This window comes from Halomonas sp. DQ26W (assembly GCF_003339685.1).
In the GTDB taxonomy this organism is placed as follows: domain Bacteria; phylum Pseudomonadota; class Gammaproteobacteria; order Pseudomonadales; family Halomonadaceae; genus Halomonas.
In genome coordinates this window covers 44,840-59,969 of the sequence record NZ_QPKI01000011.1, presented here as the reverse complement: position 1 = coordinate 59,969, position 15,130 = coordinate 44,840, and the positions used below count along the sequence as shown (strand labels likewise).

Sequence of the window (15,130 nt, the reverse complement as noted above, 5' to 3'; positions counted from 1 at the left end):
GAGATAGCGTCAAACCACTGAATTTCCTGTTTCGAGAAACTCAGCGGATCGCTGAATAGCACGGCAGCATCAGCTGCTCGTCGCTGTGCTGCCAGCAACGCCATCTACTGGCTGTTGATCTATTGTTTTTCCTGGTCGCCTGGCACCTGCGCTGCACCAACCGCACACCGCGCTGGGACGAGCTGCCCCGTCTGCGCTGACACGCCGTCACCTGCCCCACAGTGTCTTTGATGGACACTCACAGGGTGGAACATGGCATGGAGACCATCGTAGTCATTTGGCTGGAAGATGGGGGCTACGCGCTGATCTGTGCCTGCGGCCAGAGCCAGCGTCTGACCCACAAGCCCAGAACCTGGACCTACTTCGACTTCATCTGGCGCTCGGAGAAGCGTTTCTGGATTCGCTGCCGTGCCTGTCACGCCCATATCGAGCTCTGCGTCTGCTACGCCAGGGAAGCGGTCTCTCAATGCCCTTCCAGCTGAACCGTTCGGAATTTCCTAACGGTTGCCTCCTGGGTGAGCTCCTCCTCACGGTAAATATTCTTGAGGGTGACGGTAGGTGGCCTGCATCACGGTTGAGCTGTTGCTTTTGCCGCTGCTGGGCCGGCCACCACCTGCATCAGGCTATCCAAGTAATCCGAGTCAGACATGAACAGCACGTGCTTAGAGCGCAACTCCTCAGCAGTCATGTTCCAGTGGTTGGTGATCCACTCCCGCGTAGTGCTGGAAGGGGCCAGGATGACGCTTTCCAGTTCGACGTAGTCACTCTTCAGGCGCCGCTCCACATCCTTGATGCGCTCTCCGAACTCGATTTTCTCGTCCTTGGGCCCGGTGTGACGAAGCCCATGGGGATCGACGAAGACGATTCGCTGGCGATCGTCCTGCACATGCCAGAGGATGAAGTCAGGGTAGAATCCACCCGCCTCGAAGAAGCCGATGCCCTGCTTCACCAGGTTGCGCAGCAGGTAGAGCTGCTCACCACGTTCCGCTATCGCCTGCTGGTTTCGCTCCAGCCACCCTTTCAGATCCTCGACGAAGCGGAACTCGCTGTCGTTCAGAGCGACGGGCTCGACGCGTATACGGCTGTCCTTGCCCAGGTGCAGCAGCGGATTGTAGAGATGAGCGCCGATCTGCACAGCACTGATGCCATTGGATTTGGACGAGCGATAGATCGCCTGGCGCTGCTTCTCAATGGCCTCCTTCATCTGCTTGATGTCGTCGATCAGTGCCGATTCGCTCCCATCGACAATCAGCTGATACTCCTTGGTATCCGGCAGGTTGCCTCGGGCATCCTCGAGCGCGACCAACTCCATGCGCGGTTCCAGGTAGGCGCGACGATGATAGTTGAAGACTCTGTCCATCAGTAGCGACAAAAGCTCCAGCGCCATACTCTGGTAGCGCTGTAAGTTGTCGGCATGTAGCTTCCACTGATCTTCGGGAACCAGCAGTTTGTACCACACCTGGCTCTTCAGCAGCGCCGGGAAGCGACCGGCATCGATCAGCAGGTTGGCGTAGCCACGGGCTCGACGGTAGCGCTCCAGATCCCGCTCCAACGCTGCCATGTCCAGGAACAGCAGGCGGTGGTCATCGAAGTAGCGCTCATGCTGCTTGGCCTGCCCGGGTTTGGCCATCACGTCCTTCACGCCCGAAGCCTGCAGGCTCTCGACCCTCGGGTAGCGGTCAAGCTCGACCTTGCGCTCCTTGAGCACGATATCCGGCGTCAGGCCCAGCTCGTGACTAAAACCACTGCCCGGCGCAGTCACAGGGTGGCCGAAGCGCACCAAGGGGCCATCGCGGTGGAAGCTGTAGGCCTGCTTGGTGTCCTGTCGGACCTTGGGACGCAGCATCTTCAGCGATTTGCCGACGTCCTCCATAACGTTCAGCTTGAGCGTATGGATCTCGGGCTGATCGTTGCCCGGCAGGCCCTCGTCCTCTAGAAAGTCACGGAAGGTCGCCATGAAATCGGCGCCGACACCGAACACATTGAGGGTTTCCAGCAAGTAGAGGTGCTTGGGAGCCAGTACCGGATCTAGCCGGCTCGAGCGCATCAGGCTCATGTCGCGGCCCTTCAAACGCACACCGCGGCCGAACAGCTGGATGATCTGCGAGCCCTCCTTCTTGCCGGTGTTCATCAGCCCCATGCTGGAGACACGCCAGCAGTTCCAGCCCTCGATGAACTTCTTGGAGCCGATCAATAGGTTGACCGGCGAGCTCTCACGGGTCACCTCGGCGAAAATGGGATTAGCCAGCTCCGACTTGCGGACTTGTAGGTGCTGGATCTTGCGGCCCTCAAGGTGCTCGGCCAGCCCAAGCGCATCGCCCACGTTGATCAGGCCAAAAGGCTTCTCCGCCTCCCCTACTTTCAGCAGTAGCTCGCCAGAGTCACCGGTGATGCGGTCGACGTTCAGCGTGCCCCCACCCGGCGCGTGGAAGGTATGGGTGAGGATGTCGCGGTAGAGCTCTTCGACGGTCGGCCCTTGGGCCTTGAGCCAGGGAAAACTACCAGAAAATATCTCGTTGCCTTGTTTGTCAATCAAGCCAGTCGTTGCTGCGTCACCTTCATAGACAGCGCTGAGCGCACGGCGCGCTGCATCCTTCTCCCCGAGGAACCAGGCAAGAAAGCCCAGCACCTGTGCGATATCGGAAGCACGCTCGTTGTAGTTCTTGGCGGTCTCCTTGCTGCCGTCATCCTTGACCACGCTGGCCCCGACGAATACCCATAGCGGAGCAGCCAGATTCCACTGGGTCAGCTGTCCATGCTCCTCCCGGTAGTAACGCTGCTGCTGGTAGAACGCCAGCAGCGCCGCCGTGAGGTAGGTGTAGCGCTGCTGGGTCTCCTTCTCCGGCAGATTGAAGATCCGATAGTCCTTGCCGTAGCCATCTTCGTAAAAGTAGCGGTAGCCGTAATCGAAGAGGATGCTCTTGGCGTAGGTCTCCTCCACCGCGGTATCCTTGGCGGCGACCACGGCCTCCTTGAAGGTGGCCGAGTATTCGAAGGTGAAGCCCCGCCCGGCCAGCTTGTTACGATGCGACAGCCAGCCCTTCTCTTCGCTCGCCGAGCCCAACCCACGGTGCCCTTCATCGACCAGCAGCAGGTTGCCATCACCGAAGCTGTCGACCGCCATGGTCTTCTTGCCCTGCTCGATGCCGAGCTTGGTGATCTCGGTCACCGCAACGCGGCTCAGCGATTTCCGTTCGCCGCTGAACAGGTCACCACCATCCTGACTCAGTCGCTCCGCCTCCAAGCTAGAATCACGGCACTCCAGCAGGTGCTGCTCACTAAGCCGCTCATTGGGCGTGATCAGGATGATCTGGCCGTAGTCGGCGATGCGGTGGTGCTTGCGGGCATAATGGCGAAACTGACGCACGTTGGTGTGCATCAGCAGCGTCTTGCCTGAGCCCGTGGCGTTTTGAAGGCACACCTTGTTGAGGTCGTCGTCCTCATAGGGCCCGATACCGGTCTGGTAGCCCTGCCCTTGCCAGTAGCCGTTGAATCGCTCGACCTGTCGATTGAGACCGGACTTAAGCGCCTCACGGTCACGGAAGTACTCATGGAGGTAAACCTCCACAAATAGCAGCGTTAGCCACTGAAAGTACTTCCACTCCACCCCGACCTCACGCTGCTGGTTGAGGGCATCGGTATGCTGGACGATATTGGCGTCGAAGCGCTTCAGATCCTCCTCACCGTACTGCCAGTTGGGTTGATAGCTACCCAGCAAGGCATGCAGGTAATGATGGTGGCGATCGCCAGTTAGCCCCGGGCCACTCTCTTTCAGCGTCTTGCTGAGTAGCGTTATCGGACGAACGCGACTGCCGCCGTCGCGATACTGCTCCAGGGGATCGATACCGAAGCGCGTCAGCAGCCACTGATTGAGTACCAGTTTCTTGAGAAAGTCGCTCTTTGCGCTGAGCTGCTTGATTTTGGTTTGGCGTGGCCTACCTGCCATCAGTGCGGCTCCCGGTTCTGATCGCCCTGTTCATCCACCTGCTTCTTGGGCGCATCATCACCCACCAGCACGGGCTTGCCGTCCTGCCAGATCACCGCGTACTGGCCGAGGCGACGCTTACGCTCCAGGGTGTTAGCCACTGCAGTGCGGAGGCTATCGAGCATTTTCTGAGTGTCCGATGACAGCTGAGTCATGGCCGTGCCTCCTTGATGAGGTGATTGTAGTGGCGGTAATCGAAAATATTCAGACCAATTACCGCTTTATCGACGCTTTGGGTGCCAGCAGCGTTCAAGCAGATAGAGCCGTTGACATCTAAAATCATCACCATATCTAACCCTGCGCAGCGAGTTGTGATAATTGCGTTAACCATGCATCAAAGCGTGGGCATCCAACGCGGGCAGCAGCCAATCCCTCTTCAAGAATCACGGGGCCGTGAAACTTTTTTTCGTATTGTGGGGCAAGCGCCTTGATGCGCCTCGAGGGACAGGTGTCGTAACCATCATTCACTTTCTCCGCGCCGCCGCTGTCAGCAACAATTTTTTTAAAACGGTCGCTAAGAGACCTAATCGCCATGACAGCCTCTGCTTGGTCATGTGCTGCCAAGACCAGAGCTTCAAACTCGTACTGCTGAACATAAGGCATTAATCGATGCCTCTGCCCTGGCGAGACAAGCTCAGAAATAGCAATCTCCAAAGCTTCCACATCACCTTGGGGCCTTTTTTGAAAGCCATAAAAATCATAAAACGTCGTCACATAGTCAAACATCGCCAGAAGGCTATTTATTTCACGACTAATTCGTTGTAGCGATACACGCCCCCGCATGTCAATGGGGCTGGCAAAAACCTGATTTCTTGCCAATTCAGGCGCAAGCACCCGGCTCACAAACTCTCGTTCAGTAGCACCCTCGACGCTAATACCCAACCGAATCATCAGGGCGTACCTCCCAACAAGTTTTTCTCCCACAGATCTCCAAGGCGATAATCTTCAAGCCATGTTTCCAATGCCTTGGCATCTAAGCGCTTGAACGTAGAGCTGTTATCGTGATGCTCCACGATTACCATATTTTCAGACGCAAACTCATTGGCCAGCGTTACTGACTGAGTTGACGCTATTATCTGTGTAGACTGGCTTGCTGAGCGCAGCATCGAGCCTAGCAACTGGATAGCGTAGGGATGCAGACCTAATTCCGGCTCATCCAGCAAAACAACAGATGGGAGCTCAGGCTGTAACAACAGCGTTGCCATGCAGATAAAGCGCAAGGTACCGTCAGAAAGTGCGTGCGCATCAAAAAACGCATCGCTACCCTTATGCTTCCACCTTAAACGAATCTTACTGCTATTATGCCGATCGGGCTCCAAAATAAAGTCATGGAAAAATGGAGCCACCCGCTGAACGGTGGTAACGATGCGCGCATAGGCATCTGGCCAATGCTGCTGGATATCATAGAGAAATGCGGCAAGATTCTCACCCTGCTCTCGAAGACGGTCACTATCTAGTAGTTCACCCGCCTGCTTCACCGGTGCAGTACTGCTGGTATCATGAAAATGATAGACTTTCCAATCTGCAATGTATCTAGAGACATTACTTTCAATGGAAACTCGCCCCGGGTTAGGCAGACCCGATTCATCCACACCAGGTTTCGCAAGAGACTTTTTTTTCTTCCCCCCAATATAGCCAATTTTGTCGGCAAAAAACTCACAAAACTCTTCTTTAAATACCAAGCGCCCATCATTAGTAGGAACTAGAGTTGCGCCATAACTGTTTGGGTCAAAGCGAAGATAGGTTCGAAGCTCTGGCGTTTTTTTACGACCAAAGTGCAGCAGTGAATCAGCTCCACCCTGTTCGGCAACATAGAGCTGAAGATCCTTCTGCAGAAGTTTATTCATGAAGCGGAAAAAATTAATGAAGTTGGATTTTCCCGCACCATTAGGCCCAATAAGGATATTAAGAGGCTCTAGCTCCAGAGACATGTCTGCAATAGAGCGAAAGCCTCGAATCTCAAGGTGCGTCAGGTAACCTGTTTTACTCATCGTCACATCCCTCCCACATGCGGGCATGGAAGGTCTCTTCCAGGCTGTGCACTCGGCTACGTGCACTGCCGGTCAGGTTCAAGCCGTGCGGGCCGTTGATGTAAATGGCATCGAACTCACTGTCGGTGGTGCCGATCTTGTACTTTTCCAGCAGCGCTTCCAGCACCGCGGCATCCTTCTCGGGGTCGTCGGTCAGCTTACGCCAAACCACCAACACCTTGGCCAGGTCCTCGTCGCTGCCCGGAATGCGGCGCACATGCCCTTCAACCTGGCGAATCCAGTAGGCGCCGTCCTCATTCTCTCGCAGGCCTTCTGCCTTGAGCCGGGTGTTCTGGTCCTCCGGCAGCTCGGGGTCTTCCTCGCGCTTGAAGCGGGCGATATAGGTCCGCGGCTTGTCGAGGTGAGTGACATGCAGGCCGATCAGCCAATTAAAGGTCTCGACCAAATCGACGGCCGTTTCGCGGGTTTCATCACTGCCGGGCTGCTTGACATTCAGCGTATAGCCCTCGGGGTCACGGAACCACTCAGTATTGAGCAGGCTGGCCGAGCCACGGGTTTCCACGTCGAGCAGGTACTTGAGTGTGTAGTCGCGGCGCAGCTCCGGATTCTGCTCCATCAGCGCATCACGCTGGGCATTATCGTCCAGCTTGAGGTTATTTAAGGTGTCGTCGTAGCTTTCAAGCCGAAAATATTTAAAAGCATGAGACAGCCCCCCTAATTCACCATTGTCATCCTTTTTAGGGGCCTGATCCCTCCAACTTGATGAGTAAACTGCCTTATGAATTCTAGGCTTCATCACCGAATCAAAATGCTCACCCATTTCGATCAAGGCGTATTTAATTTTTTTACCGCTCCCCCTGCTTTCCTCAATGACCCCATGGGCAGTTGACCCAGATCCAGCAAAATAATCTAAGATAAATTTAGAATCTTTTACAATAGATGCGATATGCCGCATCAACCCAATAGGCTTAGGGTAGTCTGGGTACGGGACGCCCATGTGATTAAGAAGTGAGCTGGTAGACTGTGTTGTGCCTACCTTTTGTATCAATGAAGTTATATGCCCATGGTCTTTGCTTCTTTTTTTCTTTGACTCAATTGCACCATTCTTTGTCAAGTAGAACACTGTCTCTTGACCCTTGTTGTCATATACTGGATTCAACCCAGACTCAATAAACTGCAACAGTAAAGTTTTGGAGCTCCACCCAGACCTTGCTTTGACTTCATGAGAAAGCTTCCAATCATTGACTTCCACATCAACACTGTACTTTGGCCATGTTATATCGTCATTTTTTAGAAAAAAGTCCTGTTCATTTGATGGAAAGCCTACTGGGAGGATGACATCACCAGGAGGGTTTTTGGGACCATTTTTTACTATTGTGTTGACAATATTATCATTAAATAGCTTGCTATCTTCACTAGCCCAACCCTCTATTGCGCTTGGATAAGGCAAGTGGTCTCTATTCTTTGAATAAAACAAAATGTACTCATGCGCAAGCTTGACCTTGGCTTGATTGTCAAAGTTACCATCTGTCTTCCAGACGAATTCGCTAACAAAATTATTTTCACCAAATATATTCTCGACAACTCTAGACAAATTTTTAAATTCATTCTCATCACAACTAGAGAAGAAACCGCCTGATTCCCTTAAAAATTCATGAGAATTGGAAATTCGATCATAAACCATAGACAACCAGCTAGATGACTGGTATCCATCCTTGTAAATAAAGTCATCCTTACCTGTATTATAGGGCGGATCAATGTAAATTGTATCAACAGAGCTTCGAAGGCTACTAGCCATGAGCCTAGATGCATGAAATGAATCTGATTGAACTAAAACGCCGTCTAGGCAATCACCTTCACCATACGACAAATTAGAAATCTCATATTTGAGGCTCTTTGGGAGCAAAGCCGTATCAACCATGAGAAACCGGTATTTCTCATTTTTCACAAGCTCGCTCACACTCTTGCTGCTCAAATCACCATCAAGCTCATCCAAGTTTATAGCGTAAAAATCCACCCATTGCTTACGCTGCAATTCTTGCTGAAAAATCTCATACAAAATCTCTTCTCTTCCTTCAAGCTTGTCAAGCGTGAGACAGTAATCAGCCTCTTTAACAAACTTCCTCTTGAGCCAAAGCTTTTTCTGAAAATTCTCCAACTGTGCCAGAAAGGTAATAATCTGCTTGGCAATCTTGCGCAGCACCTGAACTTTCTTTAGCTGCTGTTCGACGATCAGCACACCGGCATTGTCAATATCGTCCAGGCGCAGAATCTCGTTCTTGATGTAGAAGTCCAGCTCTCGGGAGAGGAAGCCGCCCAAGTCCTTGTGGATAAAGTAATCCATGGTGTTGCGGGCGGTGTACTGCTGCAGGTACTTACCCAGCAAAGTACGCTCTCTCTGCTTGTCTGTTGGCGCCTTGGTTGCCAGCCCATCTCGGAAGGCGGCAACCCCATCTGTGGTACGAAGCGACGCCATGATGACGTCTTCCGCATCCTCGAGCAGTTTCTTCTGCCAGGTGCTACTCTGGCCCGTTTTCTCCGGGTCCGGCCGATACTCGAACTGCAGTACCAGATCGGCTCCATCCGGACGCACCGGCTCATCGCGATGGATGATGAAGTAGCGCTCAGTGCTTTCCTTCACATCGTTATGTTCGCCTTCGGTGGCGTCAACTACTCGAAGATGAACCTTGTAAGCATCTTGTACAACACCGAGATCCAATGAAGGCTGTAGCCCTCTTCGTTTCATCTCTTTCTGAATGGCTTTTCCGAGCTCAAAAGTAAAGTTTGAGAGTGTCTCAGAAGACTTTACGTAGTACTGATCCTTGTTGGCCCAGTGGAGGTAGACCTCTCGACCATCGTAGGGTACCGCATAGGGGGCGGCCCGACTGTCGTTTTCAGCGACATGGTGGCGGCGACTCATGAAGTCGCCCTTGTCGTAGTAGCGCGAGAAGAAACGGTAGAGGTGGTCGTAGATGTCCGCCGAGGCGTTATGCTCGCGCTTGGCGACGTCGTAGGCGGCCCTCGCCTGCTTCACCGCCGGGGCCCTATCCGGGTCCGGGGCGCCCAGCTCTTCGGCCTGACGGCGCTTTTCCTCGATCTCCTGGCGCATCGCTGCCAGCTGCTGCTCGCCCTGCTCGGCAAACGCCTCTTCGATGGCCTGGGCCAGGTCCTCGCGGATGAACCGGGAGAGCTGGTCGCTCTTGGCGTGCATGATGCGATAAAGCCCGAAGTCCAGCTCCGGTTTGTCGAGCTGGAACAGCTCATGGAGCAGCTTGATGAAGCGTTCCTTGTGACCGTCGACTGTTGCTACATTCATTGGGCAATCCCATCATCCCTTGCAAAGATTTTAAAAATCAATGCGATATGCGCAAAACGGGGCTGAGCGATGTGCTCAGCCCCTGTTGATTCGTTTGCCAGAATGATACCGGTCAGCACGCCTCCCCGTCATGTCCTGCGCGGTTTCATGCAAGCTCCCAGCGTATCCGGAACAGTCGATGCGTCTGGCTCTTGCGGTGCATCTGGCGCTCCAGGGCGTCGATGAGTGCGTCGCGCTTCTCCTCGATCTCATCCTGCACGTCGAATATCGCCTGACGGTCGCGTCGCTGCTGACGCTCAAGCGTCTTGAGTGCTTCCTGCGCGGCCTTCTGCTCTTCAAGGGTCTCGGCGGTGCGTGAGCGGCGTTTGGCATCCTTGATCTTGGCCCGCGTGTCCTCCAGTTGTGCTTCACTGGAAGCGACCTGATCATCGGCCCAGGCCTCCAGCTTGTCGCGCTCGCGCTGGAAGTATCCGTGATTCTCCTCAAGCACACGGCTGAGGGTGGCATCCAGCTGCCGCTTGGCCAACGCAGGGAGCTCCTGAGGGGGTTCGGGTGCGCTATCGGGTACTACCTCAGCCGTCACATTGAAGAGCCGCTCACAGGCCTCCTGGTCAAGGTGTGTGCCATCGTCAGCAAGGGCAGTGAAGACCAGGTGCTCCTCATGCTGAAAGCTGTCCAGCTCGAGCAGATTCAGCTCCAGCCAGCCACTACGAGTGGTGAGCTGTTCGAGTACCGATATTCGCAGCGGGTGGCCCGATAGCAGGAAGCGCAGCGTGGCAGCCGACGTCTCCCGGCGGCGGCCGCTATCGAGGACATGCTCGCCCAGCGGATGGGTCAGCCGATAGACATGGGCATGCTCGGGTGGCTTGATGCCCTTTCCCTTGCGAATCAGCCAGTAGTCACCGGCGAGCACGCTCTGTACCGGGGAAGCCTCCAAGTGAAAGGTCAAGCTGCTGTCGTTGAACTTGGCCTGTTCCCCTAGGCAGTGCCGGGTCAGCTTCCAGAACAGCTTACCGGTGCGGTCAAGCTGGGCCTCGGCCTTGTCGCGCTGAACGCGCAGCATGTCGTGGATCTGCTCGTCGAAGTGCTCGAGCAGCTTGTTCTCCGTCTCCCGCATACGAGCATCGATATCGACCTCCAGCTGCTCACGCAGCTCTGCGAAGGCCGCCTCGATGGCGGTCGGCGTGCGGCAGGTAGCGTAGATATCGGCGATGCGCTTCTCGACATCCACGCCAGACTCGAGCCGACCGAGAATCTCATCGGATGCTCCAAACACTCCATCAAACAGCTGGAACTTCTCGCTCAGCAGCTCGAGGACGCGCTTATCGGCCTCGTTTCGCTGGTTGAGGAAGTTGACCACCACTACATCGAACTGCTGGCCATAGCGGTGGCAGCGTCCGATGCGCTGCTCCACACGCTGAGGGTTCCAGGGTAAATCGTAGTTCACCACCAGGTTGCAGAACTGCAGGTTGACCCCTTCGGCAGCAGCCTCGGTGGCCACCAGGATCTGAGCCTTGTCACGGAAGTGGTCTGTGATGGCAGTGCGGCGATCAATAGCAGGGCTACCGGTCACTTGGTCGCTGCTGGCATGCTTTGCCAGCCAGCGCTGGTAAATACCCGTGATCCCCGGGCTATTGTTGGTTCCGCTGAAGGTGACGACCTCATCGGCAAACCCTTGGCGTTCCAGAAAGCGGCTGAGGTACTCCAGGGTTCGGCGAGACTCGGTGAATACCACCGCCTTGCGCGGGGCCCCCATCTCATCCATACGGGCAAAGCCGGTTTCCAGCGCAGTCACCAGTGCATGAGACTTGGCATCCTCGTGGATCCCCCGAGCCAGGTTTAGATACTGCTCGATTTCTGCTATCTCGCCCTGCAATCGGGTCGGGTTGATCTCCTCTTCCAGATACCGGACATTACCTTCCTCCACCTCATCAGCGTCGGCGAGTTCCAATAACTCCTCATCGAGTGACTCATCAGCCAACAGCCGCTCCAGCCAGTCTTGCTCGACCTGATGTCGGTCATGAAGCGACTCAAGCCGCTCCTTGAGCGTCTCCAGCGTTTGGATGATGGCGGTGGTAGAGGACGCCAGCAGCTTACGTATGACCAGCGACACCAAGTGGCGTTGACGAGTGGGCACCCCATAGCTATCTTCGCGCTCCAGGTAGCCAGAGACCAAGTGGTAGAGCCGCTGTTCGTCCTGCGACGGGGTAAACGGTATCGTCAGTGCCTTTCGCTCGGTGTACTGCACGTACTCCAACACCTGGCGGCGGAGTGTGCGCTTGACGAACTCACCAAGGCGCTGGCGAAGCGCTTCGATGTCATTACCATCGCGCATGAACTGACGACGGAAGCTGATCGCGTCACCGAACAGCTGATCATCAATTACTGTCGAGAGCCCGTAGAGCTCCAGAAGCGAATTCTGCAGAGGCGTCGCCGTCAGCAGAAGCTTGCGGCTCCCGGCGAAGGTGCGCTTGATAGCCTGACCGGTACGATGACTCTCGCGGTGTGCATTACGTAGCTTGTGGGCCTCGTCGATCACCACAAGGTCCCATGGAATGGTGCGCAACTGGGGTTCCAGCTTCACCGCGAAGTGATAGGACATCACGCTGATAACGTCCTGATCCAGCGGGTCGTAGATCCCTTGGTCACGTTGCTGCTTGTAGGTGCGCGCATCCAGCACCTGGGTCGGCAAATGGAATTTCTCGGACAGCTCGTTGGCCCACTGCTTGCGAAGGGCAGCCGGGGCAATCACTACCAGACGGCGCCGACGCTCCGCCCAGTATTGGCAGATGACCAGCGCGGCCTCGATGGTCTTGCCCAGCCCTACCTCATCGGCCAGCAATACCCCCTTGGTTAGCGGGTTCTTGAGAGCAAACAGAGCCGCATCGATCTGATGAGGGTTTAGGTCGACAGAGGCATCGAACAGCGAGGTTGCCAGCCGGTCGACATCGCCCCCACGGCGCTGACGCGTCAGCTCATAGGCGAAGTATTTGGCGTGGTAGTCGGTGATGCGCTCTGTGGTCATCCTTGCAACCTACTCTGTTATTACTTTATAGCCATACTCTGTGGCTTCCATGAAGTGAGAGCAAGGCGCCTTTGGGCATGGACTACACCAGCTTGAATGGCTCGATGTCGCGGAAAATGCCGGTTTTGGTCATATCACGGCGCAGCGCGAAAGCCTCCACGGCGGCAACCGGGTCCACCTGATCCAGCTTGTCGAAGTGGATCTTCTGCCACTGGCTGCGGGAGACCTTGACGCTGTAGAGGTACTGATCCCGTTCGCCGCCCTTAGCGGCGTCAGTGATCTGGCGGTAACCCGAAACCCGTGACTCTTGAACCGTGGGCAAGCGGGCGAAGACGGCTCCCAGCACGCGAAACGCGATCCCGTGGACATGGTCCCGGTAGAGCTTGCGCTGCCGAGTGTCACTCAGCTTGCGTGGCGTCAGCTTTACCTGCTTGGCTGGCATGGTCCAGTAGCGGTCCGGCATCTCGTCCTCGCTCGGAAGGTCGATGTCGACCGCGATGGTGCTCACATCGCTACCGAGGTCGAAGTCGATGGCCGTTTCACGGGGCCAGTCGATCTCCTCCAGCCGCTCGCCCAGGGTCTGCTCCATGGCGTCGAGGTCATGCATCACGCCTTCGCTCTCGCGCTGTTGGCGGGCAAACTCTGCCGCATCGTGCTCCGCCTTGCGCCACTCCCAGCTACGGTAGGCTTCTTCGAAGGCAGCCTGGCGACGATGATTCTCCATTGCCACCTGTCGCTTGGCCGGCGGCCACAGGAAATGCCACCAGACAGGCGGACTCGGCTCCGGAGGTGACGGTGGCACTTCGGTGAAACCTTGGGTGGTGTAACCGTTGTGGTGCGGGTGAGGGGTATCCTCGTGCAGCTTCCCGAGGCGATCAAGGTCGGCGTTGAGACGTTCGCAGTGTTGTGCCAACTGCTCACGCAGGGACTCCCTGGCATGCCGCCGCAATAAGCGGGCCTCCTTATCCCCCATGGGTGTGCCGTCGCCGTGGAAGTAATCGATGTTTCCATCGCTATCGATGTCGAGTCGAATGGGAAGCGACTCGCCCTGTGCCAGTAGCGCATCCATGGCAGCCGCGGGGCGTGATTGCCCCGCCCCACTACCTGGCCAACTCCCTCGCCGGTTCCGGACGTTGAGCTTCTGCCGATAGGCCAAGCCCGTGCCCGGTATGCCGGCATGCCCGTGGACGCCACTGGGCCCCATGCTGAGACTCGCTCCCCGCGGCCCCACCGAAAGGCCCAGGCCGCGCTTGCTCAGGTTCAGCCGCAGCCCAGGTGCCAGGGTAATGCGGCGTTGAAATCGAAACGCCAACGTCATTCTCCTCGATAGAACGTGATCCGGCGCGATAGGCAGTCATGGTCATACTGAAAATCAAGCACGCCTCTAGTAAACAGAACAGCCTCCTCTCTCAACGCCTCGATTCGCTAGCCACTCTTCCACCTCTGACTCAAACCATCCAACAGCACGGTTACCCAGCTTCACCTGCCTAGGAAAATGAGGATCGTAAGATTTTGATTTTGCATCTATTTTGCTGTAAATGGTTGATCTGGATAATCCCGTTTTCGAGATCACGTCCCTGACCCTCAAAATGGTACGCTTTCCCTCTACCCTCTGGTGCGTCGTGACCAAGGAGAACCCTGGAGAAAACTTTTTACTTTCAATAGCTTGCTGTCTCATCGCCTGCCTCTCCCTCTCTTGATTTAGCTGTCAATTGTGCACCGACCGTATCCTGAGCATTCACGTCTGAACGAAGTGAATGGTCATGCCCCGCTCCGCTCCTAAGGTTTTGTCATGAAGCTGAGTAATGGGTGGTGCTGGTACCCATAATACCTTAACGCATTAACCTGTCAATACGTTTTCGTATTAGAATGGAGGCGGAGGGAGTGGCGATGCCGTAAGGAAATCATTCAATGGGTATACGAAAGGTCACAGCTTGATCCTGGCCTCAATAGCCACGGCCAGTACGAGACAGCTTTTCTCTAGTTTAATCAATGGGTAAGAGGGGTTCAGAGGCTTCAGGAAAGTCTGGCCGCTTTCTTCAATCAGCATCCGGAGGGTGGGTTCAGCCGAGCCTGCAGGAGCGGCTAGCACCAGCTTTCCAGGGTCTGCTTCCAAGCCAGTGTCCATGAGAACCAGGGTACCTTCCGGCAGGCTGGGCGAAGAGCCGATAGGTGCTGCCATGGCATCACCACGCATTCTTAGCCAAAAGGCCACACCGACCTGTAAGTAGTCACTTGATTCAAATTGCCTTTTCTCAGCTGACGCAGGCTCCTCGAGTCGACTTGCCTGCATAGCCTCGGGCCAAGTGAGAATGGGGTAAGGCCCAAGATGCTGAGCAGTAGGTTCTTTATCGTACCGTGGTCGTCCGGCAAGGGCAGTTGCCGCTACTCCAATCATCGGGAACGCCCCCGACACCCCCGAGCCCGCCGGAGTGGAGGAAGCTTGTTTAGCATCGCCATGCGCAAGGAAGCTTGCAGTGGTTCCTAGCGAGGCTGCAATGTTCTCCAGATTACTGATTCTTGGGGATTTACTAACGCCTTTGAGGATGCGATGTATGGTCGGCTGTGGCACCTTGGAGCGCCGAGCCAGCTCATTTTCACCTACCCCCTGCTCTTCCATGAGCTGGCGAAGTCGCTCAGCGATTGATGTTGCTGAATTCATACCGGGCTGCCTACCTGTACTGTGACACTGTCAATACGCAAATGTATTGATTTTTTGGCCCCGAGTCCATGCCAACAGCGCAGACTTGCAGCCCCGCCAGCGACGCCAAGGGCAGCAGGCCGTCCTCGGCCTGATGAGGACGGTGCAACAA

The 15,130-nt window shown here is 55.6% G+C and carries 10 protein-coding genes; 1 reads left to right on the top strand and 9 read right to left on the bottom strand.

The genetic code is table 11. From position 1 onward, the window contains the following. The first annotated feature begins 257 nt into the window (after positions 1-257). Positions 258-482 carry a hypothetical protein gene (locus DU490_RS07865; protein ID WP_114573764.1) on the top strand — a complete coding sequence of 75 codons (225 nt, stop codon included), beginning with the start codon at positions 258-260 and terminating at the stop codon, positions 480-482. An 86-nt stretch (positions 483-568) separates the two neighbouring features. Here DU490_RS07865 and DU490_RS07860 read toward each other — a convergent pair whose 3' ends face one another. From DU490_RS07860 to DU490_RS07820, 9 genes are all read right to left on the bottom strand, one after another. After that, positions 569-3,946, bottom strand: a complete 3,378-nt coding sequence (locus DU490_RS07860) for a DEAD/DEAH box helicase family protein (protein ID WP_114573763.1) — start codon at positions 3,944-3,946, stop codon at positions 569-571. After that, entirely contained in the window at positions 3,946-4,140 is a 195-nt protein-coding gene (locus DU490_RS07855) for a hypothetical protein (protein WP_114573762.1), read from the bottom strand. Before DU490_RS07855 ends, DU490_RS07860 begins: the two co-directional genes overlap by 1 nt. Positions 4,141-4,276: 136 nt before the next feature. Beyond that, positions 4,277-4,876 carry a DUF4276 family protein gene (locus tag DU490_RS07850; protein ID WP_114573761.1) on the bottom strand — a complete coding sequence of 200 codons (600 nt, stop codon included), beginning with the start codon at positions 4,874-4,876 and terminating at the stop codon, positions 4,277-4,279. After that, entirely contained in the window at positions 4,876-5,976 is a 1,101-nt protein-coding gene (locus DU490_RS07845) for an AAA family ATPase (protein ID WP_114573760.1), read from the bottom strand. The genes DU490_RS07850 and DU490_RS07845 overlap by 1 nt, the downstream gene beginning before the upstream one ends. Next, positions 5,969-9,292, bottom strand: coding sequence for a DNA methyltransferase (locus DU490_RS07840; protein ID WP_114573759.1), 3,324 nt, complete (start codon positions 9,290-9,292; stop codon positions 5,969-5,971). The genes DU490_RS07845 and DU490_RS07840 overlap by 8 nt, the downstream gene beginning before the upstream one ends. Before the next feature lie 145 nt (positions 9,293-9,437). Beyond that, a complete protein-coding gene (locus tag DU490_RS07835) occupies positions 9,438-12,317 on the bottom strand; it encodes an SNF2-related protein (RefSeq protein WP_114573758.1) in 2,880 nt (959 codons plus the stop codon). An 82-nt stretch (positions 12,318-12,399) separates the two neighbouring features. Beyond that, a complete protein-coding gene (locus DU490_RS07830) occupies positions 12,400-13,635 on the bottom strand; it encodes a DUF4236 domain-containing protein (RefSeq protein ID WP_258801475.1) in 1,236 nt (411 codons plus the stop codon). Positions 13,636-13,701: 66 nt separating this feature from the next. After that, positions 13,702-13,995: an AlpA family transcriptional regulator gene (locus DU490_RS07825; RefSeq protein ID WP_114573756.1), complete on the bottom strand. Its 294-nt coding sequence runs from the start codon at positions 13,993-13,995 to the stop codon at positions 13,702-13,704. Positions 13,996-14,244: 249 nt separating this feature from the next. Next, entirely contained in the window at positions 14,245-14,979 is a 735-nt protein-coding gene (locus DU490_RS07820) for a S24 family peptidase (RefSeq protein WP_114573755.1), read from the bottom strand. Positions 14,980-15,130 lie beyond the last annotated feature (151 nt).

Bases quoted from the DNA above. Each gene is read 5' to 3' on its own strand.
- DU490_RS07855 (WP_114573762.1), bottom strand. From the start codon at position 4,140: ATGACTCAGCTGTCATCGGACACTCAGAAAATGCTCGATAGCCTCCGC.
- DU490_RS07840 (WP_114573759.1), bottom strand. From the start codon at position 9,292: ATGAATGTAGCAACAGTCGACGGTCACAAGGAACGCTTCATCAAGCTG.
- DU490_RS07825 (WP_114573756.1), bottom strand. From the start codon at position 13,995: ATGAGACAGCAAGCTATTGAAAGTAAAAAGTTTTCTCCAGGGTTCTCC.
- DU490_RS07850 (WP_114573761.1), bottom strand. From the start codon at position 4,876: ATGATTCGGTTGGGTATTAGCGTCGAGGGTGCTACTGAACGAGAGTTT.
- DU490_RS07865 (WP_114573764.1), top strand. From the start codon at position 258: ATGGAGACCATCGTAGTCATTTGGCTGGAAGATGGGGGCTACGCGCTG.
- DU490_RS07820 (WP_114573755.1), bottom strand. From the start codon at position 14,979: ATGAATTCAGCAACATCAATCGCTGAGCGACTTCGCCAGCTCATGGAA.
- DU490_RS07835 (WP_114573758.1), bottom strand. From the start codon at position 12,317: ATGACCACAGAGCGCATCACCGACTACCACGCCAAATACTTCGCCTAT.
- DU490_RS07845 (WP_114573760.1), bottom strand. From the start codon at position 5,976: ATGAGTAAAACAGGTTACCTGACGCACCTTGAGATTCGAGGCTTTCGC.
- DU490_RS07860 (WP_114573763.1), bottom strand. From the start codon at position 3,946: ATGGCAGGTAGGCCACGCCAAACCAAAATCAAGCAGCTCAGCGCAAAG.
- DU490_RS07830 (WP_258801475.1), bottom strand. From the start codon at position 13,635: ATGACGTTGGCGTTTCGATTTCAACGCCGCATTACCCTGGCACCTGGG.